Below are 26,321 nucleotides of genomic sequence, written 5' to 3'. Positions count from 1 at the left end.
ACCCCCTCCTTTCAACCCCTAAGTGATTTAAATTGGGATTTCGACCCTGTTTATAGAAAAAGTCCGGATTATCAAGCTTCGCAGCCCAATCGGGCGCGGTGAATGGCACCGGGTAGCCCATATCCTTCGTTTTAAAACATAACCCACGACTGATGCAATCTTGCGCGCATTCGCCATCCGAACATCCAGAATGGTCGTATTCAAATAAAAGGTCAAATTCTCTGTCCGCTGCGCCATGTCATACATCGTCATATCCCACACGCTGTTCGTCCAGCCGTTCTCAAAGACCGTCTCGTGGTTGTGTGCGCGTTCCTCAATCAATAGCTCCGAGATGAGCCCGGTTTCCTTGGCATACACGTGAAAAGCAGCCACGCCATGCGGGGTCACTCTGACCTCAGAGGAGCTGTCCCCTTCGAAGACGGGGCGGTCCTGAACGAGACAGGTTCTCACCCCCTGTCTGGCCGAAGCAACGGCTGCACAGAAGCCCGCCAGCCCGCCTCCGCACACGACAACGTCGTATTTCTCCGTCTTTTGCCGGTTTGCCCTTGCCGATGGATTCCCCGCTAAGCTTGTGTCCTTGAAGTCAGTCATCATGTCCTCAATTCTCCCTTTATGAAGCTGCATCCCCACCCCTCCCGAGATGAGTGATGACAGCGCTTTCTTTTCCTCCTCTCCACTTTAAAGTTCGTACTCGTATAATAAAATATCTCCATTTTTGATTTGATGCCTTCATTTTGGTTATCCGCCCAGTAAGCTCATTTGTAAACATTCGCTTATACACTTTCGGACCTACACGCTCAGCGGATGCTGGAGCATAATGGAACTGCAGCGCTCTCCGGCGCAGGGTGGATAAATTCGGCGGTGTATGCTTTTCTAGGGAGAGAACTTCATGCAAAATCCAAATAAATTCTTCCGTTAGTTGCGCTGGTGTCATGGTGCAAACCATAATCTAGACGATAAAGATTTAAAAGCATGTCGTAAAGATCATTACAGAATTCACAGAAACAAGATGAATCAATTTTCCATTTAGAGAAATTCGATTTGATTGTCAGATACAACTCCCGTTACTTGAATGCAAACAAGGAAGCAGCTGCCAAGGCATTCTACTCCCTGGAACCAGTCGGACAGCTTGCCGGCCAATGGCCTTACCACCGTAAGCGCAATGGCGTATACCAAGAAGAATGTGCCGGCGTTGACCCTGATGGATTCCGCGAACAACGGCAGGAAAGTTGTGATGCCGCCATAGGCAACGGCCAGAAAGAAGAGCGCTGTAGTAACGGGGAGTACCGATTTTTCAAACATTTCGATCTTTTTCGTTGCACCTTTCGGTTGAAACGGGATTTTGGTTGTGGAAATTAGCAGAAACGAAACCGCAGACAGTCCTGTTGCGAGTAAAAACAAGGTCTGGAATGAACCATTCTGCAGCACCCATAAGCCGAGCAGCGGACCAATCGCCATGCCGAACCAACCCATGCCTTCACCCGGCGCGAGTCCGGAATGATATCAGTGACCGATGTACTGATAGACTCGTGGAGAAGGCCCAACTGGCGCCATGCAGAACACGCAGCGCGAGCAGCATTACTATGCCGGCAACCCAGTCGTATAGATACATCGATATAACAAAGAAGACAAGCCCCCAAATCATAAACTGCCTTCTGCCGTACCGATCAAGCAGCCCTCCGACAATCGGACGAAAGACAACAGCGGTCAGTGTGAACACCTCAGCCTCTAGTCCGACCTGCAACTCGCTGCCGCCTATTTGCTTAATAAATAACGGCATCGTGGGCAGCAGGATATAGAATCTTGTGAATTAGACCAGCATCCCTAGCGTCAATTGAATAAAAGACGTTGTCCATAGTCGTTCCATGTCATCCTCCTTAGACTTCATCTGTCCGGACTTTCTCTATTTCTTCCTTCATCCATTGAATCTCTACCTCTCCCATCCGCTTGCGATGATCGAACACCCGCAGTAGCTGCACGCGCTGTTTCTCAGGCTCTGGCTTGTGCTGTAACAGATACCACTCAAAGTCTGCAACTATTTTGAAATTCCTCTCCAGGATCTGCAAGTACTGTTCGAGGCAGACCATAAGGTTTTCTTTGACCATCTTGAACCGGAACGTGAGCTCCATCTCGGCTTCCGCAACCATTGAGGACGAAGCGAAAGGAGGAGATCAATGAGAATTCTAGTTGTTTCGGCCCATCCGAATATCGAACAGTCGCGTGTAAATAAACGCTGGATGGCGGAATTACGTGGCTTAATTGGCTATACGATCAGCGAACTGATTCGCCCCCTTTAAGTATTTTCCAATCACTTTTCTGCCGCATTATAAATTCTATGGAGCATCTGGCGACGTCGAAAATAGCGCCTCAGACTATGTGAAGCATATCTCATCTCCCGATCTCAATCCTATAATCGTTCGAAAACTATGCTCGATGAAATGAGTAAACCAATTACCAAATAAGTTCGTAAAGCGTTTTTTTTACTTACGAGGATTAAATGAGAAAACTATGAGGTCCGAGTTGCTCCACGACTGTAGGCCGACTACTAAACGTTACACCTGCCCGTTATTTTAAACCCTCCCCCTCCCGGGCGTAACTAGTAACTAGCTAGCTCATTACTTACACAAAATGTAATAAGCGTTCACCCTGTTGATTGGTTGAACGCTTACTGGTTTACTTCAAAACATTATTTGTTACTTCAAGACTCTGTTTGTTACTTCAAGATTTTATTTGTCACTTCAAAACTTTATTGTCTACTTCAAAACTTATTTGTCTCCCGATAGTAGTTATTACCCCCGCCCATTGACTTTCCCACCTCCACGTAATAAAATATTTGTACGTAACATATATTTTGTACACGGAGGCTATCCACTCCATGCCACAAGAAAATGAGATCCAAGACAGCTACTATATTGAGTCCCCCGAGCAGGCGACTGTGCTGCTTAACCCGCTTCGCGGAGAAATCATCGCGCAGCTCCTAGAGCCGGGATCCGCCGCGGAAGTGGCGCGCACCTTAGGTGAGACGGCTCAACGCATCAACTATCACCTGAAAGCGTTGGAGAAGGCCGGCTTAGTTACACGCGTAGGTACACGCCAAGTGCGCAATCTGGTTGAGGTGCTTTACCGTTCAATCGCCAAAACCTTTGTACTGGCCGAATCTCTCAGCATGAAGCCTGAAACCTTGCAAAAGCTAAAGGATCAGAGCTCTCTCGCCCATCTCGTGACGACTTCCGAGCGAATCCGCCGAGATGCTATGCTGCTCATGGAGCAGTCGGATGTCGGTGAAGTGATTCCAAGCGCGACACTGCAGCTTCAAGTGCAGCTATGCACGGAGCAACAGCGACATGCATTCATTGAAGAATACACGGCAATGGCCCAGCAGTTAGTGCAACGCTACGCAGGTGTTCGAGGAGACGTTCAAGATACTTATCAGGTATTACTGACCGTTTATCCCAAGCCAAAGGAATGAGGAGGCAATTACCATGAGTCATGAGCATGAGCAAGCACAGGAGAAACAAACAAGTCTACCACAGCAGGATACTGCTCTATCATCCGTATCACCTGTCATCGCTTGGGAACAGATCCCCACCAAATCAAGCGATTCCTCCAAAAGCAAAGTCATTCAGCTTGAATCTTATCGCCAACAAGATACCGCATCCATGGATTCCGAAGCAACCGTTACGGTTCGCGAGTTCCCTTCTTTTCAAAATGAAGAACCTATTCGACTCATCATGGTTTCCTCTGGATTTGGCCAGAAGACTACCGTGCATACCAATACAATCCAATGCAAAGCCGCTTAATGGGCTAAGCAACTTAATTACGCTAAACCTTAACCTCGTAAACAAAACAACCCATCTTCATTATAGAAAGGATGATTTCAATGAGCTTCATACCTATGGTCGTCGAACAAACCGCGCGCGGAGAGCGCTCGTATGATATTTACTCCAGATTGCTGAAAGACCGCATCGTATTCCTTGGCACAGAAGTTAATGATGGAGTCGCAAATGCGATTATTGCCCAGCTTTTGTTCCTTTCCGCAGAGGATCCTGAGAAAGATATTTCGCTCTACATCAACTCGCCTGGCGGATCTACGTCAGCTGGTCTCGCAATTTATGACACGATGAACTTCATCAAACCCGATGTATCCACGATCTGCGTAGGTATGGCCGCATCCATGGGCGCTGTTCTGCTAACAGCTGGTGCTCCGGGTAAACGTTTTGCCCTACCGAATGCAGAAGTTATGATTCACCAACCTTGGGGAGGCGCACAGGGGCAAGCGAGTGATATTCATATCCGCGCTCAACATATTCTCAAAACGCGCAGAGTTCTTAACGGTATCCTTTCCCAAACCACCAAACAACCAATCGAGAAGATCGAACTAGACTCAGATCGCGATTACTTCCTGAATGCTGAAGAGGCGCGGGCTTATGGGTTGATTGATAAGGTAATTGAGCGAATTTAAGCGAATATCGGGTTTGAATCACAAAAGACTACCAAGAGGACTCATCTCTTTTGGTAGTCTTTTTACATAGAACATGTGCCGGGCAGAAGAAAGTCAGTTCCTCATTCCTCCCAGATTCATAAGATCTATTAGTAAATGTATTACGAACGGAATGCCGGGAGGCTATACAGAAAGGGACTGTTGCTTCAAGCTCAAATTAAAATTAGCTTCAATTCTTCTACACGTTTCCTCTGGACTTTCCATACAAGCCCACAGGAGGTTCAGCTCTTCATACAGTGTAGTAATTTCCTTCTGTTGAAGATTGAGGCTATGCAGTGTGCGAGCGTAAGGGAGAACATCCAAAAATCGGCTGTAATGCTGTGGATGAATATCCGGATGAAGCAAACTATCATCTTCTGCTACAGATTTAAGTACTGGGATCGTGCAGCCATATGTTTTGAGCAGCGATTGTGCTTCAACGCCTGTCATAAACTCCACCAGACGTTCAGCCATCAAGGCATGCTCGCTATTCGCATTCACCGCTAACCCTCCCCCCAGCAGGAGCGTTGCTTGTTTGCGCTGCTCAGGCACAGGAAGGATATCCCACTCCATCGAGTAGTCCCGGAATTCATTCATAAAATAATAGGTCGTCATTATCATCGCTACCCGTTCCTTCATAAACAGGCTTTCTGCTAGATGATTGCTGCCATGCGAATAGATGGGTGATACTTGATCCTTGTACATCAACGAAGTGCAGAACTCAAGCGCTTGAATATTTTCTTCGTTGGCCATCGTACAGTGACTTCGATCCGCTGACATAATTTCCCCACCATTCTGTAGGAGAAAGACAGGCCAGCGATTGATAGAGGAAGAGAAGCAAAAACCATACTGCTCCACAATACCATCACCATTCAAATCATGCGTACATTGCTTGGCTACTCGCAATAGATCATTCCAATCAACAAGCGGAGTCTCCTCTGACAGGCCATTTTCCCTAAATATCGATCGATTGAAGCATATCACGACTGGAGAAAAAATAAATGGCGCAGCCAGCATCTGCCCTTCATGGGTGAAAATATCGAATACCTGCGGATAACTGGTTTCCTGCGGATTCAAATGCGGTGGGACATAACCCGTCAGATGCTCTGTTTTCCCCGATTCCAACCACTCCCGATAATGAGAGTCGGACATCATAAATACATCCGGTCCCTCTTTCTGCTCCATCATCTGAATAATGGAATTGGTATATCTATCTTCTGGCAGTACATTTATTTCCACTTTAACAAAGCGATACTTTTGCTCAAAAGCATGGACAATACGATGTATAATGTCGATTTCATAAGAGCTGGAGAACCATGCAAGTCGCAGCGTAACCGGCGTATGCCCCTGATCCGGCAGCTTTACACGATTGCCYTTTCCAGCTATCTTTTCAATTAATCCATCCTCAACAAGCTCGGTCAAAGCCTTGCGAATAGATACCCGACTAATCTGATATTTTACGCTTAGTGCGTTTTCCGGTAATATATATTCCCCTGGCTGAATCTTTCCGCTGACGATTTCATCCCGTAATTCCTGGAGAAATTGGTCGTAACGCTCCTGAAAATTATTTCTTTTTCGCAGCAATGTATACCGCTCCTATACATGTGTTTATGACACAGTATACCATGTGCTTTACATGGTTACCAATCATTCTTTCGAGGAGGGATCTAAGCATTTTTGGGATGATATCCCAAATGCAGGTCTAAGAATCGATAGGCTAGTTGTCTGGCCTCTTCAGGAAAATCATGACCTGCATTCCCCATCCAGAATGTAAATGAGTTCTCTCTCCCTAGCAGCTTATACAAGCTATCCAGATCCCTCATCCCGCATGCTATGGCGGACCAATTCGGGAAAATGTGATCACTGATCCCGCTCCACATCCACAAAGGAGTAGGTGCCGCAAGCGCAGCTATTTCATGCCACTCGAATGGAATGCGGTCTTCCCTCAAGTCATCCGATATCGATGGAAAATGCGAGAACCAATCGCGTTGTCCCCATCGGTTCGGATCGGGATCATCCGTAAACATGCTGAAGCCGCAGCTCGATGCCACGGCTCGGATTCGTTCATCCAATCCAGCTAGAAACCAACTATTATAACCTCCCAAGGAATGTCCGATTGCGCCTATTCTTTCCGAATCTGCCTCCTGAACGGAGCAAAGTATATCGACTGCTCGCATATGGTCAAACAGCATCTTGCTAACAACTGTCCATCTCGGATTTCGTTCATAAAAAGGGGCTGACTGAAAGGCTTCTGAACCCGGATATATCCGGCTGCCACTCGTAATGGCATCCGGAGCAAGCACCACATAGCCTCTCGATACGAGCTCCAGACCATATAGGCGGTTTTTACGCCCGGAAGGCGTCGCTATATCTAGTCTTCCCTCGGAAGCTGTCGGATGGAGTGCGAGTACGGCAGGATGCTTACCTTCGCCGAAAACATAAGGATTCGGCAACAATAATGTAGCCTCAACCTGATCCCCATCAAATGTCGCATAACGGATATCGAGCCTTCGGTGATCAGGCATAGCTTCTTCCCTCATGATTTCATACCCTATAGCGCTTGCTGCCGCAAATGAGTCTGGCGGCGTACCAAGTACTTTCAACCAAGCTGCTTTGATGGACTCTCGCTTGAACTCCCATTGCCCAACTGTTTCAATCCGATCTAGCAGATGCGGAATATTGCCTTGATTCCTTTCAGAAAGTTTATAGCTCATCCTTCACCAGTTCCTTCCATCCACGCATAGCTCCACAACTCGCTGCCACAGCCATAATAAATCTTCCCTTGCAACAACACGAACCCACTTGTTGCTTCCTTAGGAAGCTCAGTGATCAGGCGTGGTGTCATCAAGTCCGGCTGAACCATGAACAAACCCCTGCTTAGCAGCCCAATCACGACTTGTGACCCACTTGCATCATTAACAAGGAGCAGACCGTTACGTACAATAGCTCCCCATTTCGATACATCTTCGCAATAAAGCAAGCCTTCTCGCGCAGGGTCAAATACGAAGTATATCGAATCAGAAGTGAGTGCATGAACCCGATCCTGCGCATCGATGACCAACAAGGAGATCTCACGCGCATCCGGAATGGGTGACCATTGCTTCGTTACCAGTCTATCCCGCCAATCGAATCGGTATAGAACAGCTTCACGTGCTGCAGGCACACCTCCACCAGGCGTTTCGATGCTCGTTCCTCCAATCACATTCCCACAGCTAAGGGCTCCCAAGCTCAGCGTACTTTGATGAGGGACAACAACATCTTGCTCGTATACAGTTGTCGTCTCCGTATAGATATCCAAAACAATCAAGCTGCCGCCAACAGCACCATAACCCGGAAAACCGCCGACTAGAACATGAGTACCATCAGGATGTGCCAAGGCGCATCTGGGACGATGTATTCGTTCATCCGAATAAACTAAGCGGGGATTCCTGATAGAATGCCTATCATGACTTTGTCCGCTTTCAGCTCCTGCCTGCAGCGGCCTCCGCGTATCTAGAATATGCAAGTGCCCGCCAGCATAGGCTGCGCCAATGATATAAGGTCCAAGAGAAGCGTAGGCACAAATATTCCCTCCGCCCCCCTGCTCTACGACTTTCCCGCCAAAATTCAGCATTTCTTGTTCATTTGGATCATACCGATATAGATGCAGCGGATGATTGGAAGTCCCGTATAGCCTGCCATCCGGTCCGCCGATCATCGGGGAAAGTGCTGTTCCATTCCCTTGATAAGACAGTGGTAACTCAGTTCGTCTCCCGTCTGGCTCCTGAATAACCAGTTCACCCTCCGCGAGCTCGTATTTGGTCAACTCTCTTCCATCGGATAAATCTTGGTGAAGCTTGTGATAACCGGTTCCCTTGTAGAAGGAGGCAGATACATCTGCTTCCTTTACGGATATGGCCTTGCCGCCATTCAATCGGTACCACTCCAACACTGGCGAGTCTTTCTCTGTGCTGTAGGTAGGCAAGCTTGCATACACATGACCATCCTTGCCCATATGCACATGGCCGCTCCCGCGAACACTTGGCCCACTGCCTTTCAGCGTAAACAGCTTTCCGTCCGTCAAACAATAGGTAGCAATCCCAGCCTCCGTGGTACCTATGCCGGCATAAACCCACCCCTCTGAGTCAACGGCTAGCGTCATTGCATACTTCTGATCCATAGCTAAGCGCCCCACAACGGAAGCCTTGCCTGACGCTGCATCTATGCGAAACAGCTTACAGCTCGGATATGTCGTGAAATACACATGCCCTTCCGAATCCTCGGCAAAGGCGAATCCGACGATTTCCTCCTCCGGTGCAGGTTTCTCCCAAGTCACGAAGCGCTCATGAAACGGATCCAGCACCATTAGCATGGGCCCAGCACCGGTATAATATAGACCAGAGCGGCTGCTCATAGAAGCATAGGAGTAATCGTGCAGTCCCTCCGGAAAAGCAACTTGCGTGCACTTGCTGGAAACCGCATCGACAATCAACACATAACCTCTTGCTGCTAGGACTACACGCTGCATCCCGGAGGTTGACTGACACACAGCAGCCGACCTTCCTTCATCTGCCTGCACCGGTGTCCCCAAGCAAACAAATCGCTCCATTCTTATCACCCTTTTGTATAGAAATCCGCAACTTTACGAATGGCACGAATAATATCTTCCACATCTTGTTCGGAATAAAACTCACTCATCGGTATTTGTATCGCTGTCTTCAGAATTCCTTCGGCATTCGGACACAGTCCACGTTCGTAGGTCGCATCACTTAACTCAAACGGGAAATGACTCCMCGGATAAGCTTGTTTCTGTTGAAACAACGGCTGCATATAACAAACCTCAGGGATATAACCAGCACGATTGGGAATGCCTTCTGCCTTCAGCGCTTCACAGAATTCATCACGGCTGCAGTTAAAAAGCTCAACGTCCAACCGAAACATATAAAACCAATACGTACACGCATTATCCTTATCGACTTTAGGCGGTGTAACCCCGGTTACACCTCCCAACCCTTCTGTTATGCGGTCTCCAAAGCTTTGCCGCTGAGCGCATATCCATTCCAGCTTTTTCAATTGTGCGATCCCTACTGCCCCTTGCAGCTCTGTCATCCTATAATTCGGTGCCACCGATTTCAGATCCCGGTTTACGGCATTGCCAAAACGACTGTAGTTCTTATCGGCAAACGCATGAGTCGTCTGATAATCCGCTTCATCACCTGAATTAACAGTTACGATTCCCCCGTCCCCTGTCGAAATGTGCTTGAAATCATTCGTGCTAAAGCAGCCATAATCGCCAATTGTACCGACAAGCCGTCCCTTATACCGGGTCAAATAGGCTTGTGCGCAATCCTCGATCACGCTCAGCTTATGCTTGCGGGCAATGTCCATAATTGGATCCATGTCGCATGGATTCCCTGTTAAATGAACAACTACGATTGCTTTGGTTCTTGGCGTAATTCGTGCTTCAATGGAACTTGCCGTCATGTTGTACGTATGTGGATCCAGATCAGCAAATACTGGAATTGCATTCTGATACAAAATACCGATTAGTGTACCTTGATCCGTTATCGGACTCGTGATAACTTCATCCCCTACCGTCACTCCCGCCGCACCCAAAGCTACATGGAGAGCAGCGGTGCCGGAGGATGTCGCCACACTGCGCTTCACTCCGTAGATCTCATTAAAGTCACTTAGGAATTGCTTAACCTTCGTGCCAAAATGATAAAATAGCGTATTCTGCTCCAATGCTTCCAGAAGCTCCTTCGCTTCCTCCAGGCCAAATCGTTTGCCTGTTGCGAATTCATCCGTTTTGACAGGCGAGCCCCCATGAATTGCTAGTTCCCCCATATTCCTCACTCCTCTCACGGTTGTGGTTCAGCGTATATGCTTTGCTTGGCAGTCCACTTGCTGCATGTAAAGCCAAAGCGAAGCTCTGTACCAGCATCCTGCTTGCCTTCTTGGTCGAAGACCGGGATCCTTACTACAGCTCCAACAGGTGCATTCTCTAACGAAATTCTGCCTGCCGAGTCTACACGAATGACAACATTTCTGCGGGACTTCTCCCAACGAACAATCTGCTCACCAGTCCAAAATTCGAACCCTCGCGCCTTTGCTTCTTGAACAACCTTCCTTAATGCTTCCCGCACCTTCGGTTGCTGCAGAATATGAACTTGATGGAAGAGGAAATGGGCAACGCCCCTTACATGACTAACCTGTTTCAGGAAAGGAATAATAACAGAAGTATCAGCCAATGTAGAATGATCTAAATCCTGTGTTAAAAAACCGATTTCCAGCACATTGTACATCCGATTTCGTTCATCCGCCCAAGCAATTGGATAATAGGGATGACAAGTCCCAAATAGAAAACCAATATTCCCCTTCTTGCTTGGTCCACGCGATTGATCACTCTCGATCCCCCCAGCCTCACACCAGCGGAATAACTCCCCCCATCCCTCGAAACGGGTGTAATGGTTTTTATTGGAGACGATTGGCGCTTTAGTAGCAGAACGAATATAAGCCAATTGACGCTCGAATTCTTTAGCGCTCCAAACTCCTTTATCCTTATCCAACGCGTTATAATGAAAGGCTAGCTCATGCCCTTCCGCACTTACGCGATCGTACACATGATCCGAGTATCCAGGTTCAATCATGCACCAGGTCGAATGCACGCCGCATTCCTTCAGAACATCCAAGGTTATCAGGGCTGACTCATCCAAATTGAGATCACTGTCGTGTGAGATCATAGCCACTTGCTCGACGCCCTCTGGCCAATAATCGATAAATGGAACAAGGAGTCCCAGAGCAGTCGCTTCACGAATTAATTGGGACAAAAGCGTTTCACGCCACAGATCCGCATAGGGAACTGTGTAGTAGGACATCCCTGTTTCAGTCTTGCTGCGATCGTGCTCCCAATCCATCTCACAGCGATCATCTGCTTTCAAAATGCCTTCATCCAGGTTCCCCGAACCGTCCGGTGCAGGTAGGCCATCTTCAAATACGGGGCCGCCCCCTTGCTGCAGCATCACAATTGTTTCCAAGATATTGATATTCCAGCGGACCAGTTTACCTGCTCCTAACTTGAACTCTAAATAAGCGGGACCCATCATTTCGCTATGGGAATTTCCCTTGTATAAGTTCCCCATTGCAACAAACTGACTGCCATTGGCTTCGGCGGTGTGCCAAGGCTTGGCACTTAATGCTCGAAGTCTAATTCCATCCGCTGCTGTGTTGAAGTTAGGAAGCTCTGCGTACACGGCTTCCTTAGAAATCGTCTCCCTGCAACCTAGACCACCTGCCATCCGATTTAAACCGGCATAAGAGATCAAGGTTCCTCCATCCTGTACGAAATTCTTCAGCTTGTGCTGCGACATATCACTCTCATCGCTTTGGGCAACAAGGAGCACATCAGGCTTATAGGCCTGAAGAGCGTCCCAACTTTCCAGCCGTTGAAAGGCTAGACCTGCGTGAGCAAGCACTTCTTCCAAATAAAGCTCAAATACATTCTGCCCATAGCTCCATTTTTTTTCAGAGGGACCCGGATCAGCCCAAACTCCGATTTTCACCATACGCTGCATAGTTCCACTCCTCTCAGTCTCTCTATTGGAAAAAAGAAAAGGGGCAAGGTGCTGCCCCTTCATCGACATTTATGTTACTTAAATAATGCTTTCGGATCCTTCGTCTTGATGTTCGCATTGTACTCTTTGACGATATCGGCTCCACCCTTATCCATATACTCCTTGACAAGCTTATCCCAATCCGAAATCGGACGGTTGCCGGCAATCATTTTCACTTGCTCGTTCATGACATACTTCTTGAGCTCGGCGCCCTTCGCAACATCCGTCGCAGAATCCAAGCCATTGATTGGATTTGCATACAGCTTCGCGGACTTGTACATCGTTTCAATGCTCTTAACCAAATCAATCAACTGCTTGGTTTGATATGTGAGCGAATAATCAACGTCCGTATCCTTAGGTGCCCAAGCCGCATTATCTACAAAATAAGTGGATGGCGCTAAGCCGTCCGAAGCGAAATTTTTGGCATTGACAGGAAGTCCATTCTCCATGTTATACCCGACGCCAACCTTACCAGACCACCAGTCAAAATTCGCATTCTTCTCATTTTGATCTGCCGCTGGGTAGAACGTACGGCCGAAATCATGAAGCTCAAGAATTCTCTTCAGTTTGTCGGGCTCTTTTGCAAGCTTCGCGTTCAGAACAACAAATCCGTTATAGCCTGCACCCGATTGCAAGCCAGCATTGCCATAAGCATCTGTGAATGGCGCCAAGCTCACGAACTGAGCGTTAGGTTGAATCTTCAGCAATCCGTCCATATAAGCTTGGGACATTCCGCGAGGCGTACCGATGAAAATCCCAGCTTTGCCGGAGTAGAATTCCTTATTGGTATCCGCCCAGTTCAGAACGGCATAGTCCTTCGTCATAGCGCCTTCCTTATACAGATCCGCAAGCATTTGTACGATTTCCTTACGTCCGGCTCCAACGATTCCTGGGATATAATTACCCTCGGAATCCTTGTGATACCAAGCATCTGGATCCCAGTACGGGCCCTGATTGAAGTTCGGGTTAATGTCTTGACCAATGGCTACCCCATAAGTGTCAGCTTTCCCATTTTTGTCTGGGTCCTGCTTCGTAAATGCAATGGCTACCTGCTTTAGCTCTTCATAATTAGTAGGAACCTTTAATCCCAGAGCATCTAACCAATCCTTACGAATAACCGTCACCGTCTGATATTTCGGTGAATATTGCGGAATGGCATAGATCTTTCCGTTCACACGCATCGAATCCCATATAAAATCAGGAACCAGTTTCAGCGACGGATAGTCTTTGATGTAATCGTCCAAAGCAAGGAATGCGCCTTGCTTAGCAAATTTGCTGTAGCGATTTTTCAAATCAGGCGACATGAACCCCAACAGATCCGGGATATCCCCTGAAGCAAACGTTGCATTGATCTTTTCGTCATAAGCCGTGTTGGGAACATAAGTAACTTTATAATCAATGTTGAAGCGTTCATTAATCATATTCAGTCCAGGCGTTGCGTTCGGAGGTGGATCACCGTACCGATAATCGAGCGCCGTAATCGAATATTTCGTCGGAGCAGCGCTTGCCTTAGGCGTCTCCGATGCTTTGCCTGAAACTGCCGGAGTTGGCTTCTCTGTATTGGAGCATGCGATCGTACCCACTGCAAGTAATGCGGCTACTCCTACTAATGTCGTGCGTTTTCCATTCATACTTTTACCCCCATTTTTCATAAAATTATTGGATGAAGCTAGTAAAACCATCGGAGGGACACTTATCCGCAGGAAACGGATCATAGGATATCAGCCCTTCACCGCGCCAAGCATAACGCCTTTGGCAAAGTATTTCTGCAGGAACGGATAGACAAGCAGAATCGGCAAGGTGGCAAGCAAAATAGCAGCCATCTGAATCGTCTCTGGCGGGGGAGGATTCTCAACAAATGAGTCTGACAGGGTAGCCGTAGCCTCTCCCATAACTACGATTTGTCGCAAAACAACCTGAATCGTCCACTTATCTGAATCATTGATATAAAGAATTGGAGCAAAATAATTATTCCAATGCGTAACTGCATAGAACAAGCTGAATGCAGCCAGCGAGGGCTTCGATAACGGAAGAATAATACGATTGAATACTTGGAGATCATTAGCTCCGTCAATAACGCCAGCTTCCTTCAGGTCCTCGGGTATGYCAATAAAAAACTGCCTCATCACAATAAGATTAAAAGGCGTAATCGCAACAGGGAGAATCAACGACCACATGGAATCCAACAGCCCCGTCCCTTTCACAACTAGGTACGTAGGAATCATTCCTGCAGAGAAGAGCAATGTGAAGACCACCATGATCATGAAAGTGCGTTGACCGATAATGGGCCGTGAGAGTGCATACGCCATCGTCGCTGTAAACATGAGATTGACTATCGTTCCAAACAAGGTCACTAGAATCGTATTCAAGAGTGCTTGACGAAAAGCTCTGGACTCCAGGATATATACATAAGCATCTGTCGTCCAAGTGGACGGCCATAACAGCAGCTTGCTGCCTAGAAAATCCTCGTAGGAAGAGAAGGATACCGAAAACAAATAGAGAAAAGGGAAAATCATCACACAGGAAATCACGATTAAGATCGTAATATTGACGGTATCAAACATTCGATCGAAAATTGATTTGCGTTTTAAAACATTCATAAGGTGTTCACTCCTCAGAGCTTTCCGTAGGAAAGCTTTCTTCGTAGGCATGGGCTGCGCTTTCCGTAGGAAAGCTTTTTTGATCCAATTAAGCACGAATTCGTGTCAGTACACTCCTTCTTCTCCGAACTTTTTGGCCATCCGATTGGCTCCCACAACTAGTACAAGGCCGACTAGTCCTTTAAACACACCCACTGCCGTGGATAAACTGTAGTCCGACTGTTGGATCCCCTTGTAGTATACGAAGGTGTCCAGAGTGTTCCCTATCTCCATATTGAATGGATTCAATTGCAGGAACACTTGCTCAAAGCCAACCTCCAGCACATCGCCCAACCGAATTATTAACAGAATGATAATCGTACTCCGAATCGCCGGAAGTGTAATATGCCATATTTGGCGAAGTCGGCTGGCACCATCCATAACGGCAGCTTCGTACAGAGAAGGATTCACACCCGCTAGAGCAGCCAAGAAAATGATCGTCCCCCAGCCCGCCTCTTTCCAGATAACTTCCAAGACCAGAAATAGCCTGAAATTATCTGGATTCGTCAGGAAGGGTATAGTCTGTTCAGCACCCATGACTTGGATCATAAAATCATTTACCAGTCCATCATTACGGAAGAAAATCGTAACGATTCCGACCACGACTACCCATGATAAGAAATGGGGCAAATAAATGATTGATTGAATGATACGTTTGACGGCTGAGCGAGACACTTCATGAAGCATGACGGCCAGCATAATAGGTGCTGGAAAGGCAAAAATAATTTGCAGGAGCGAGATCACGATCGTATTCCAAAGAACGCGCACGACCTCCAGGCTTTCAAAGATACGGGCAAAATTCGCAAAACCTACCCACGGACTGTCTTTAATCCCTAAGAAGGGGCTGTAATCTTTAAAAGCAATCGAAATACCGAGCATAGGAACATAGCGGTATACGATAAAATAAAGTAAACCTGGTGAAAGAAGCAGGTAGATATAGCGATCTTTCCATAGTCTGGCTTGAATGCGCCTCCACTTACTACGCTGCAATCCAATGCCGCCTTTGGTATGATTCGTATGATTGTTCGATGCAGTATTCAATTCAGGGACTCACCTCTCTTTATCTTCAAATGGCCATGCAATCCGGTGCTCACCTGTAGGAATCGTCCACTCTTTCCCATCAAGACCTAACGTCTTGATGAAAAGAATGACGGAACCTTCATTGTCATTCTGTATGATCCAGGCGCTCTCCCTGCAATCGACCACTATATTCACTGGGCGCTCAGAATGAAAGCGTAAGCTCGGGMCAACGTCTAGCTCTGTAACTTGCCATGCTGCTATTTTCGCTAGATATGGCGCTTGATCCTTACCCATACAGTAAGAAAGCCAAGCTGTTCGCCCCTGCATGTTACAGCTCGCATAGTGAATCCCCGCATCATTTCCATCCTGCAAGAAGCTATTGAGCAGCAGAATATCTCTAGCCCCCGCTTCCTTTTCAAAAGTTAAACCGAGCTTGCCATCTTCTGTAAGTTTTACACACTCCGCAATCTGCAAACGCTCACCACAAGTGGAAGGCTTCAGAAGTGTCACGAAGCACTTCCTTGTGCCATTCGAATCGCTGGACACGTTCAGATAAGGACCATAAGACTCTGCCCCCGGATATTCCGTTATTTGAATGGTTGGCGCCTCTGGGAAAAGGAATTTCATCTGGAGCGAAGCTTTCTCGCCCTGCAGGATAACTTCATCGCCCTGTACAGAGTCGCCTGGCATTAGCTTCGTCGCATCTTCGTAAATACTCGACTTCGTATGAAATAACAGTTCGGGATGGTCTTCCTCTTGGTTCATCATCACTTCATCCCAAATAACATAATACGATCTGTCCAAATGGAAAATAGTACGTACATAGGATTCCAGCAACCCTCCATAGCTTTCTGACGCATTGCCCTGTACGACTTCATAGCCAGAAGCGATCCAAGACTCCGTCAATTTCCCACCACCATAGCGTGGTTGTCCTTGACCGTTTACCAGCAACGAATTATGTCCAACTGTCCCTGTTGTATAATCCGCTCCTGGACCGGGTACGTAATCCTGATACCCCGGATTAGTCAGCAGCCACTCTCCAGCTACATTGAGCATCATATTATTCTGGTCTTTATGATTATGGCCATTGTCTGATTGGCTAGACGTAAAGCATAACAGGTGATCTTGTTCCCCCCAGCCTGTGCGAAGCGAAGCCCATCCAATCCCTTGGAAAGTCCGAGATACCTGCTCTCTGTAAAATACATCCGGAGCAACAGCCTGCAGCTGCTGCCGCAAATTCATAAGCACAACCGGCCGATCAGCTTCGAATTGCTTTATATACCACATCGCAACCGGGTGAAGATGATGCGACGCAACCATGGACATCATATAGGACAAGTCCAGCTTATAGAAGGAATCGGAGAAATTGGGAAATGTATTCATTCCACCGGGAGACAGAAAACGGAAAAACCGTTCAGGAAGCTCATCCTTCACATAAGGATGATTGCACAATATCGCATCCCCAGTCACACGGCGGTATAAATCCGCAGCCATCCAAATATGCCGTGCGGCGACATTATCGTACAGAATCCCCTCTGTCTCACTTGATAGCAGCTTCTTATCCTGAAAGGAGACCAGATAGTTGAAGGCTTGATTCATGTATTTAGCAGCATAAGGAGAATCACCTTGCAGCGCTGCAGCACCATACATCATAGCTACCTGCTTAGCTGCAATAATATTATGCATATCCGTGTTGTCGATATCAATTGCCAAGGGCTGAAGTCCCCTAGACAGCAGCGTTTCACTAAGGGATTGCCGCTCATCCTCGGTGAGAGTTCCATGTATCGCATCGTAGGCAATGGCAGCACCAATCATAAAATGAGCATTGCTTAAGTTCCCTTCCGCTCCACGGTGATCAAATTCATACCACTTGCTAAAACCTGCTAAAGCGACCAAGTACATTTTAGCCTTCTTCGCATAACGCGACTCACCCGTAACCAGAAAAGCAATTGATAGCGCATACATTCTCTCCTCAACCGCTCTAGAAAACATAGTCCAATAAGGATAATCCACATAACCCGCTGGATTCGGTATCGTTTTGGGCTCAACTAACGGCAACGGCACCATCATAACGTCGGAGACCGAAGGATAACTCACTTGAAATTGCTGCTCCCGCTCATATGCATCAGCTTGCTGCAGCAGCGCCTCCCACAAAGAAGAATATGCAATTCCCTCTTGATCTTCATAACTTACACGTTCCTTAAAGTCTTTAAGCTCATCAGCAGAAAATAAAATGTACGGCCGCTCCATGAGACTCAGCTTGTATGCGGGGACAGCTGGAGCAATAACCCGGATCATCCAGGTTCGGTCTGCGTCGGATTCAATCTTCGTTGATTTCACACAAATCTGCGCTTCTCCGATTTGCTTTCCGGTCAGCCTCAGACCGTTTATCGATATGACCGAAGGATCACTGGATTCAATGAGCCACTCAGACTCGTTTATCGCCTTAGCAGCTCCTTCATCATCGATCTCAAACAGGGCCAGATGGCTTATTTCTCCAATCTCTAGTAATATGGGTCTAGACAAATGGAGATGGTTCATAAGATGTTATGCCCCCTTCTTTCGTACTTGCATCATAAAAATTCCAAATGGTAGGCGCTTACATCGAAACATTCTATACTTGCAAGAAGTTATTTGTATACTTGTATTTTACATGTATACATCGAATGTGTCAATCCACTTCTATATTGTGGCCTACGATCATTGACAGCAAATAACCACCCTGAAACGGGCGGTTATTTGCTATAAAATCAAAATGCTTTCTTTACATCATTTTACTAAACAGTAAATCTAACAATTTGGCTGCTTGTTCTCTTGTAGCTATTCCCTGAGGAGCAAACACACCGTTGTCCATACCTTCCAAGATTCCTGCTTGCTGCAACATGTTCACGCTCTCCCTAGCATAATCCTCGATGCTTGAAGCATCGCTATAGAGGAATGGAACTTTAACCGGAGCAATCTTCACTTGAGCAACCGCAACTGCCCGCTGAAGAATAACCGCCATATCCTGGCGAGTAATAAATTCCTGTGTACCAAAGTGAAGATCGTCCACACCCGATATGATCCCGAGCTTCTGAGCACTCGCTACCGCTTGATAGTACCATTCTCCTTGGGTCGTGTCACTAAATCTGGCTTCCGCCTTAGCATCGATCAAATCGAAGGTTTCCATGACGAGCTTGATGAATTCAGCCCTGGTAATCGGAGCGTCTGGAGCGAATTGAGCTTCATTTCTCCCTTTAATAATCCCTCTGGCAGCCAGTGAATCTATGTGCCGCTTGGACCAGCGGGAGTCCTCTACATCCTGGAACGTAAAGGATGCTTCTTTGGCCGCATACTTACTCAAATGATTCGTTCTAAAAATTAATTGACCCGTCTTCTCGTCATACGAGGAAAACTTCATAACCTCGAGTTGACTTTGTTCATTCAAGTAAAACATGACCACTTTATTAGCACCTTCTCCTCGTTGGAGCGTGTATGGTACTGTAACTTCAACAAATTGGTTGTCTGCGAAGGCAGATATATTGCGCTCGCCTGCCGTAATTGTGAAATCATAGACGGGAGAATCGCCTACGGCCTGAGCAGCCTCTGGGCTTAGCCCCTTGACATCAACCTTTGACATATGGATCGCAATTGGAGCACTTTGATCACCCAATGCTGCCAGCGGTATAGAGATTTTCGCAATCGCGCTGACAATTTGGACGGCTGAAACGCCATTCTCTCTTATTTGCTTTAGTGCATCTGGAGGAAGCTGCAGCGAAACTTGAGAAGCCGTAACAGAATCAGGAATCTGGAAGGATACCCTCTTCTGCCCGGAAGCAACAGCCTGTTGCATCGCCTCTTGGAAAGCTTGCGGCGTTACGATGATCGCTGAAGTGTTTCCGTTATTTCCGTTATTTCCGTTATTTCCGTTGTTTCCGTTATTTCCGTTGTTTCCGTTTCCTCCCTCGMCGCTGCCAGAATTGTTCGATTGCACCATGACGGTAATCTCATCACTCTGCACGCTGCGATCAGCAAGCGTTATATGAGCAGTAATCTTGACGCTGCCCGCATGCTTGGCTATGAGCTTGCCCCCTTCAACAGCTACTGCACTAGGATCGCTGATGGCATACGAAATTGTTGCTCCCGATAGCTCCTTCGTGGTTCTGCCTTTTTCAAGAATTCCCATCAAGCTGACTGGGATGATATCGCCAACTTTAAAATTGCTTGTGGGTATGGTCAATTCAGCACCTGTCAATTTAACAAGCAATTCAGGAATGCTGATCTTATAAAGGTTCGGTCCTTCTGGCTCGGTGTATAAATAGAAGCTTCCGAAATCGTCTTGGGCGAGCTTCCTGACTTGTGTCGCCAGCACAGTCACCGCTTTGGTAGCAGCGTCTACMTTGAAGAATCTTCCCCCCACAGTTGCATATACATTCCCATCTGTCCCTGTCTCCATTGATCCGTCGATCCAGCGGCCACTTGCATCAGGGAACTCATTCTTACTGTAGGTGACTTGCTTCTTAACGGGATCGTAGACGAACAGGGCCCCATTAGCCAATCCCCATATATTTCCGTCTGGTCCGATGTGAAGAGCTGTAATGGCCTGCTTGCCAGCCACTGGAACAACTTGGTGCTCAAGCTGTTTACTTGCTACATCCCAGACGAAAAGCACGGCTTCACTCGCTGTTGGCGTGCCTCCTTGACCTCCATGAATGGAAGTACCGCCATACAATTTACCATCCTTATAGATGAGCGAAATAATACTTTGATCCGGCACCAGATTCCAATACACATCCGGTTTGCCTCTTGTACTCAAGTCATAGACAGCCAGAGCGCCGCCCAATAGACCGTTCTTTGGAACCGTACCCACAAACAGCTTATTCATGTCCTCTGAACCCGCCATTCCGAATGGCCGATCTTGAAGCGTATACCCCGGTATATCTGGATTTGCCTTAAGATCGAAAATAACAACAGGGTTCAGCTTATCTGAATTCGTACGATTCCAAGGCTTGGAAAGATCATATTCATAAATTTTGGCATCCGGGTAGAGCCCGTAATATATTTTGTTCCCAATTACAGTAATCCCCTCTTGCTGACCCAAGCCATTCAGATACATCGATTGACCAGTTGAAGGAGAATGCACACCGACATTGCCTGCCAAATAGCCCGATGTATAAATTTTCCCGTCTGGTCCTTTCTCAATATCATGAATGTTAACGGGCTCTGCAGGAATTTGGATTTCGGTAATTTTAACTTTACCCGTCTGCAGATTGTATTTGTACATTTTGCCGCCATTTCCAGTCAAACCAACCAGGCTGTACCCTGGAAAGCCCTCCTCCTGAAGTTGAACAAAATCATATCCAATTGCGGCGCCATCGATGTTGGCTCCCAAGGACTGAATGGTATCCGTGTTAAGATCGTACGCATACAAAGCTCCAGCAGCTGCTGCGTAATACACTTTGTTGGCAATAGGCGACTTGGGTGAAACACCTCTCGAGAACATCGGCACATCGAAGCTCTTCTCGCCAGTGTCGGCATTTGTGATTTCAATTTGGGCTCCGGTTGCCGCATTCAGGACGAACATTTCATTCGCATTGTTGGCTTCTTTCTTGGCGAAGAGCTTGCCGCCCGCAAGGTTGAGATCGTAAACAGAAATAATATTGCTGTATTTGCTCGGAAGAATATTCTTCTTCACCCCTGTCGCAATATCATATTCCACCAAACGAGCCTGATTTCCCACTCCAGCATACACTTTATGTGTATCCGGATCATAGACAACAACACGAGTCCAGCGCTCACCGCTGTTCTGGGCTGACAGCGTTCCGAAATCGGCAAATGAATTCGTTACCGGATCGTATTCATACAAATTCGCTGTTGGATAAGTGCTTCCATACATCTTACCGTCTTTTCCATTTGCCATCGGGTATAGCACAGAATCCTTGGTCGGTAATGGATGACCTAGGTTTTTTAGCTCGCTGGTCTGCGGGAAATAGCGATAGAGCAGCCCCTGGTTGTATCCGCCCAAATAAACGGTTCCGTCATCAGCTACTGTAACCGACCAAGCCCCCGTCACATCCGGCATAGGCATGCTTTTGACTACTTGCTCAGTTTCGACGTCTATAACCGTAAAAATCCCAGGTGATCCTACGGCTACTGAATAAATGACACTACGCCCGTTAGCATCCTTCCCGATATCCCCTCTCATAAGGGTAACGTTGCGAATCTGCACACCTACATCCTCAGCAACCTTCACAATGGAATTCTGAGGAATACTCGCCGCAACGGTATGAGTCCCTTTCAACAGCCTTACATTATCCACATAATATTTATAGGTTTTGTTGGCGCTTCCTGCGAACATGACCGCGGCATAAACCGCTTCATCCGGAACTTCCACTTTAACCGAATTGGTGAACCATGCGTTCGTCGGATCCGATTTAATGCTCCAGGCTTGCTTGCTCAAATATTTCTTGTCTTTGTCAAAGTAGCGTACATACATATCCGCAGAACCGTATTCAATATAAGTATCGGCTAATGCGGTGTAAATCCCACCCGGCTCCACCTCAATCAATTCGCTGATGACATTTAGAAACTTTCCTGGCTCATTTTGCAGATACAAGCTTTTGGCTCCTGTCTTGAAAAGCTCGCCCGTAATTCCGAAGGTGCTGCCATCTGTTCCAGGCGCATATTTGCCCCATCCTGTTATCGTATTATCAGCGACGGCCTCCTCGAAATCTCCATTAGCAACGACTTTGGTTATACTGATATCGTCCAAATAGTAGCTATAAGACTTCGTTTTGGAAGTAATTAGAGACACCTTAAGCTTAGTTCCTCCAGGCTGCACAGTAAACAATCCTTCCCTATAGACCCAATCCTCGGATAAGGAGGTATCGCTCAAATAGGCGTGAAAGTCCGTATTGTTGGCACTCTTTATCAACTTGCCATCATCATCGTATACATATACATACAATCCCTGCATATTCCCTGATTGCAAAAGGACTTGAGCGCCCAAACGATAGGTCGCACCTGCCTGCACATCCATTAGCTCACTTTCCATGTTGATTCCTAAACCGGAGTTGGCCGCATAACCCACATAAAGACTATTCTGTCCTTCTTTGTGTTGTACGTTATTCATAGATGGATTCCCCGCTTTGAATTTCCATCCAGGAATATTGCTGTCTGTTGCTGGAGCTTCAAAGCCTCCGTTCAACAGGAAATACTTTGGAGAGGGGGGTGAAGGCGGAACCTCTTCCGTCCATTCCACTTGATCGACATATAACGTGCCTTGGCCTACGTTCATTACGTACACTGCTGCCGTTACCGTATTAGCCGGAGGGGCTTTGGTCACGGATAGCTTAGACCAGCTTCCAGCGGTAGGCGTCAACGTTTGATTCGCTTGATCGAGCAAACGATTAGCTTGATCGAAGAAATTCATCTGAATCTCGGCGGACGCCGTACCTGTTCCGTAAACCATAGCGGAAACGCTCTGATTCCTTCCGGCATTCACCGTTACGTAATTGCTCATAACCCCGAGCGGCTGGTTCGAAGGATTATCAAGCTTCAGGCTTTGGGTACCTTCAAGCTTCTTATTCGAATCCAGGGTGATGCCTTGCATGTCTTGCAAGCTCCTCCAATGTTGAATGAATCCGTCAGAAAGAGGCAGCTCGAAGCCAGCATTCTGAAGTGTGGAGAACGTACCGAGGTCCGGCCCTACCGCTGCTGTTGGTTGCTTCAATTCCTCGATCTTGAAATCATCCCAGTAGCTTGTTCCTTTAGCGCTTAATTTCGCCGATGATGATATAAAGATAGCTGCAAATGCAGCATTGCCAGGCGCAGCTGAGGCGACTGTAATTTGCTGCCATCCTGCAGGGTGAACCGTCTGTTCATAGACTGCTGTAGGCGGCGGGGTAGTTGCTGCACCAGCACTGTTATAATACCTCAATTGAATTTGGACAGACCCGCCTGTTGCAAGCACCATCGCGGAAGCCGCATAATTGGCATTTGGGGTAACAGGGATTTTATCGCTGATGGATCCAAACATAACCGTAGTGTCCTGATCATCAAGTCTTAAGCTCGATGTGCCAGAATAATACTTTGACTTATCCACGGTGAGAGATCCGCTCTTCCCTGCTCCCCCAAACATAGGTGTCCACCCAGGGATGACTTCACCTGTAACCGGCTGCTCCAAGCCAGCATTAGTGAGCGGATTCGTTACGACAGGGATAACGCGTTCCAAAGATACATCATCTATGTAGACATTCCCAATGCTCGCAGCTCCTGTAACCAGAACGATCGCAGCTGTGCTTGCCGTTGGCGGAGCTGTCGCCTTTATACTAAAGTGCTGCCATAAATTAGGGCTTCCAGCCGAGAAGGTCTGACTATTCACCACATTACTATTTGGCACAAGATTGTTGTCACTGTCATAAAATTTAATTTGCATTTGCGCATTTGCGTTTGGACTTCCCTCCAAATACCACCAAGCATAAGCCAAGTACTCACTACCTGCCGTTACTTCTACTTTATCGCTTTCCACAGTAAAGCTGCCGGCATCGTTATCAAAAATCTTCAAGCTGTTGGCTCCGCTGCGATAGTAAGTATCTGTAATGGCAACGCTTCCAACTGTTCCCGCAGTTTTAGTCCACCCAGGGATATTCCCATCCGTAACCGGAAGCTCAAATCCTGAGTTGACCAATGCAGAAGACTGTAAGGTGGGACTAACCGCCGCTTCAGACACTGACTTGCCTGTGAAACCCGCGGGCATCACGATACACATACACAAGAAATACATAAGTGCTTTTCGAATTCTAAACCAGTTCATCTTCATCCATCCTCCTTTAACTTGACGACAGGCATGGTATAAATAGAAACATATTCCTCCAACCTGTTTCCATTGAACGCAAAAATGGTATAGGTTTGGTACCTATACCAATACTAAGCGATTATAATTAGTCCGTCAATGTCGATGTTCAGATTTCACTTTCCTGCAGAAAAATATCTTGAATGACTTGGGCTGCCTCTTCAGGCGTTTGCATCCCTGCCCAGAACGCTCTCAACTTGTGGCTGATCACAGAAAATGCTCTGCTCGAAGGCAGCATTTGGGACAGGAAGAGTGAATCCTGTATGCCTTTTTCACTGACACTAAAGGCTGCTGCCTCCTCGTTCGAAAGTATTTTTTGATTAAGCTCATCCCACGTGGAAAGGAAACCCGTCTCCTCTACCATCCTTTCCTGAAAATCCCGGGATACTGCAAATTGAATGAAATGTTTGGCCATTGCCGCATTCTTGCTATACTTCGAGATCATAAAAGCATTGGCAATCAGCAGCTTTGCCCCTTGCTCCCCCGGATGTTCAGTGCTAGAAGGAAGCGGAGCAACATGATACCGATCCCTTTGTTTAAAAATGGGTGTTGTGAAGATGGTAGAAAGCTGCATCCCGATCTTCCCCTTCTCGAACATGTCATTAATAAATGAGGAATCGTCAATTGCAGCAATGGGTGCAATTCCGTCCCGGTATAGCATACGCTGCAGCAATCTAAGTGAACTGACCAGACCACGTTCAGACAGTCTTCCGTCAGACGTTCGCTCGAATCGAAAGCCATTGGCAAATGCCAGCACAGGCCATCTGCTCCAAGAGTCTGACATGCCGAACCCGTATCGATCTATGATGCCGTCTCCGTTGCAATCCTTATTTAACGATCTGGCGACCTCCGTGAATTCATCCAACGTCCATGCATGGGTCGGCAGCGCAAGACCTTGCTCCTGAAACACTTGGCGGTTGCAGGTCAAAAATACGGGTGAAAGTGTTACCGGAATCGCATACGGTACTCCGTCTGTAGCGAATGCTTCGTATAATCGGCCATAGTCTGTCGTCTGTTTCGTCGTGACTTCTGCAAGAGGCAAATAGTCACTCAGGTCTGCCTCATGATAATCTCGATCCCAGATAAGAAACAGATCTGGTTGTATCCCAAGCTCCAGCCATTTTTTCACATCCATTCGATTCATCTCATCCGTACGAAATACATTTACCGTTACGCGAGGATACGCTTCCGTGAACGCTTTGATCAGCCTATGCAGCGCTTGATCGGCAAACTTGGAGGAATGGGGGCACATCACCAAGAGGGACTGGTTATCATTCTCTACATGATCAGGACGATCGGCAATCATCGTCCCCTTTCCTACCATTTTGATCAGAAGCCCTTCCTTCAAAAGTGTATCCAGGGCTTGTCTGAGCGTATTGCGGCTTGAATCATATTTCACACACAAGTCTTTCTCAGAGCTTAAATAATCTCCCGGATTCAAATACCCTGCATGGATCTGTGAGCGAATATCATCCGCTATGTGCAAATAACGAAACTTTTTAAGATTCATCTTGTCCGACAACCTCACTTTTGGCTAATATCTATGCAATCAGTATAGAACAAATTAATCAATCTACAAACATAATATCCGTTTATGAAATACCCATGGAGGACATACAAAAGCCATGGCTTCTCATTAAGTTTCCAAAGGCCAAACTTCCTGTTGCATAAAGGGTACTAAGCCTAATATGACCTATGCAGTTCGTGGTAAGGCCTGGTATTTCTGGGGCCTAGGTGTAACCCAAAATAGCGCTGTG

Annotated in this window: 17 protein-coding genes and 1 pseudogene; 4 read left to right on the top strand and 14 right to left on the bottom strand. The window is 47.1% G+C overall.

The window, feature by feature from the left end:
* Nucleotides 1-27: 27 nt before the first annotated feature.
* The 3 genes and pseudogenes from AB4114_RS06335 to AB4114_RS06325 all read right to left on the bottom strand — a co-directional run bounded on the left by AB4114_RS06335 (nt 28) and on the right by AB4114_RS06325 (nt 2,129).
* Entirely contained in the window at nt 28-624 is a 597-nt protein-coding gene (locus AB4114_RS06335; RefSeq protein WP_441987667.1) for an FAD-dependent oxidoreductase, read from the bottom strand.
* Nucleotides 625-1,053: 429 nt separating this feature from the next.
* Nucleotides 1,054-1,867 (bottom strand): annotated as a pseudogene (locus AB4114_RS06330) (MFS transporter); the annotation flags it as partial.
* A gap of 10 nt (nt 1,868-1,877) precedes the next feature.
* On the bottom strand, nt 1,878-2,129 hold the full coding sequence (locus AB4114_RS06325) for a hypothetical protein (RefSeq protein WP_441987666.1): 252 nt from the start codon (nt 2,127-2,129) through the stop codon (nt 1,878-1,880).
* Nucleotides 2,130-2,174: 45 nt separating this feature from the next.
* Between AB4114_RS06325 and AB4114_RS06320 the strand changes: the two genes are divergently transcribed.
* From AB4114_RS06320 to clpP, 4 genes are all read left to right on the top strand, one after another.
* Nucleotides 2,175-2,297, top strand: coding sequence for a hypothetical protein (locus tag AB4114_RS06320; protein WP_441987665.1), 123 nt, complete (start codon nt 2,175-2,177; stop codon nt 2,295-2,297).
* A 578-nt stretch (nt 2,298-2,875) separates the two neighbouring features.
* Nucleotides 2,876-3,469: an ArsR/SmtB family transcription factor gene (locus tag AB4114_RS06315; RefSeq protein ID WP_441987664.1), complete on the top strand. Its 594-nt coding sequence runs from the start codon at nt 2,876-2,878 to the stop codon at nt 3,467-3,469.
* 13 nt (nt 3,470-3,482) lie between these two features.
* A complete protein-coding gene (locus AB4114_RS06310; protein ID WP_441987663.1) occupies nt 3,483-3,800 on the top strand; it encodes a hypothetical protein in 318 nt (105 codons plus the stop codon).
* An 80-nt stretch (nt 3,801-3,880) separates the two neighbouring features.
* Nucleotides 3,881-4,462, top strand: a complete 582-nt coding sequence (clpP, locus tag AB4114_RS06305; RefSeq protein WP_441987662.1) for an ATP-dependent Clp endopeptidase proteolytic subunit ClpP — start codon at nt 3,881-3,883, stop codon at nt 4,460-4,462.
* Nucleotides 4,463-4,624: 162 nt separating this feature from the next.
* On the opposite strand, the gene AB4114_RS06300 is transcribed toward clpP, so the two are convergent.
* From AB4114_RS06300 to AB4114_RS06250, 11 genes are all read right to left on the bottom strand, one after another.
* Complete coding sequence (locus tag AB4114_RS06300; protein WP_441987661.1) at nt 4,625-6,064, bottom strand: extracellular solute-binding protein; 1,440 nt, start codon at nt 6,062-6,064, stop codon at nt 4,625-4,627.
* 83 nt (nt 6,065-6,147) lie between these two features.
* Entirely contained in the window at nt 6,148-7,194 is a 1,047-nt protein-coding gene (locus AB4114_RS06295) for a dienelactone hydrolase family protein (RefSeq protein ID WP_441987660.1), read from the bottom strand.
* Nucleotides 7,191-9,068, bottom strand: coding sequence for a hypothetical protein (locus AB4114_RS06290; RefSeq protein WP_441987659.1), 1,878 nt, complete (start codon nt 9,066-9,068; stop codon nt 7,191-7,193). Before AB4114_RS06290 ends, AB4114_RS06295 begins: the two co-directional genes overlap by 4 nt.
* Before the next feature lie 5 nt (nt 9,069-9,073).
* Nucleotides 9,074-10,306 (bottom strand): DegT/DnrJ/EryC1/StrS family aminotransferase, encoded by a 1,233-nt coding sequence (locus AB4114_RS06285; protein ID WP_441987658.1) that lies wholly within the window; start codon nt 10,304-10,306, stop codon nt 9,074-9,076.
* Between the two features lie 14 nt (nt 10,307-10,320).
* Complete coding sequence (locus tag AB4114_RS06280) at nt 10,321-12,033, bottom strand: hypothetical protein (RefSeq protein ID WP_441987657.1); 1,713 nt, start codon at nt 12,031-12,033, stop codon at nt 10,321-10,323.
* A gap of 74 nt (nt 12,034-12,107) precedes the next feature.
* The gene (locus AB4114_RS06275; RefSeq protein ID WP_441987656.1) at nt 12,108-13,703 is read right to left on the bottom strand and encodes an extracellular solute-binding protein; all 1,596 of its coding nucleotides are present in this window, start codon (nt 13,701-13,703) and stop codon (nt 12,108-12,110) included.
* 90 nt (nt 13,704-13,793) lie between these two features.
* Nucleotides 13,794-14,672, bottom strand: a complete 879-nt coding sequence (locus tag AB4114_RS06270; protein WP_441987655.1) for a carbohydrate ABC transporter permease — start codon at nt 14,670-14,672, stop codon at nt 13,794-13,796.
* Nucleotides 14,673-14,777: 105 nt separating this feature from the next.
* The gene (locus AB4114_RS06265) at nt 14,778-15,707 is read right to left on the bottom strand and encodes an ABC transporter permease (protein ID WP_441987840.1); all 930 of its coding nucleotides are present in this window, start codon (nt 15,705-15,707) and stop codon (nt 14,778-14,780) included.
* 54 nt (nt 15,708-15,761) lie between these two features.
* Complete coding sequence (locus tag AB4114_RS06260; protein WP_441987654.1) at nt 15,762-18,272, bottom strand: heparinase II/III domain-containing protein; 2,511 nt, start codon at nt 18,270-18,272, stop codon at nt 15,762-15,764.
* Nucleotides 18,273-18,495: 223 nt separating this feature from the next.
* Nucleotides 18,496-24,525, bottom strand: a complete 6,030-nt coding sequence (locus tag AB4114_RS06255; protein WP_441987653.1) for an S-layer homology domain-containing protein — start codon at nt 24,523-24,525, stop codon at nt 18,496-18,498.
* Nucleotides 24,526-24,673: 148 nt separating this feature from the next.
* Entirely contained in the window at nt 24,674-26,074 is a 1,401-nt protein-coding gene (locus AB4114_RS06250; protein ID WP_441987652.1) for an extracellular solute-binding protein, read from the bottom strand.
* Nucleotides 26,075-26,321 lie beyond the last annotated feature (247 nt).

The organism is Paenibacillus sp. 2RAB27 (assembly GCF_052115445.1).
Classification (GTDB): Bacteria; Bacillota; Bacilli; order Paenibacillales; family NBRC-103111; genus Paenibacillus_E.
This window is presented reverse-complemented; position numbering and strand designations above follow the sequence as displayed.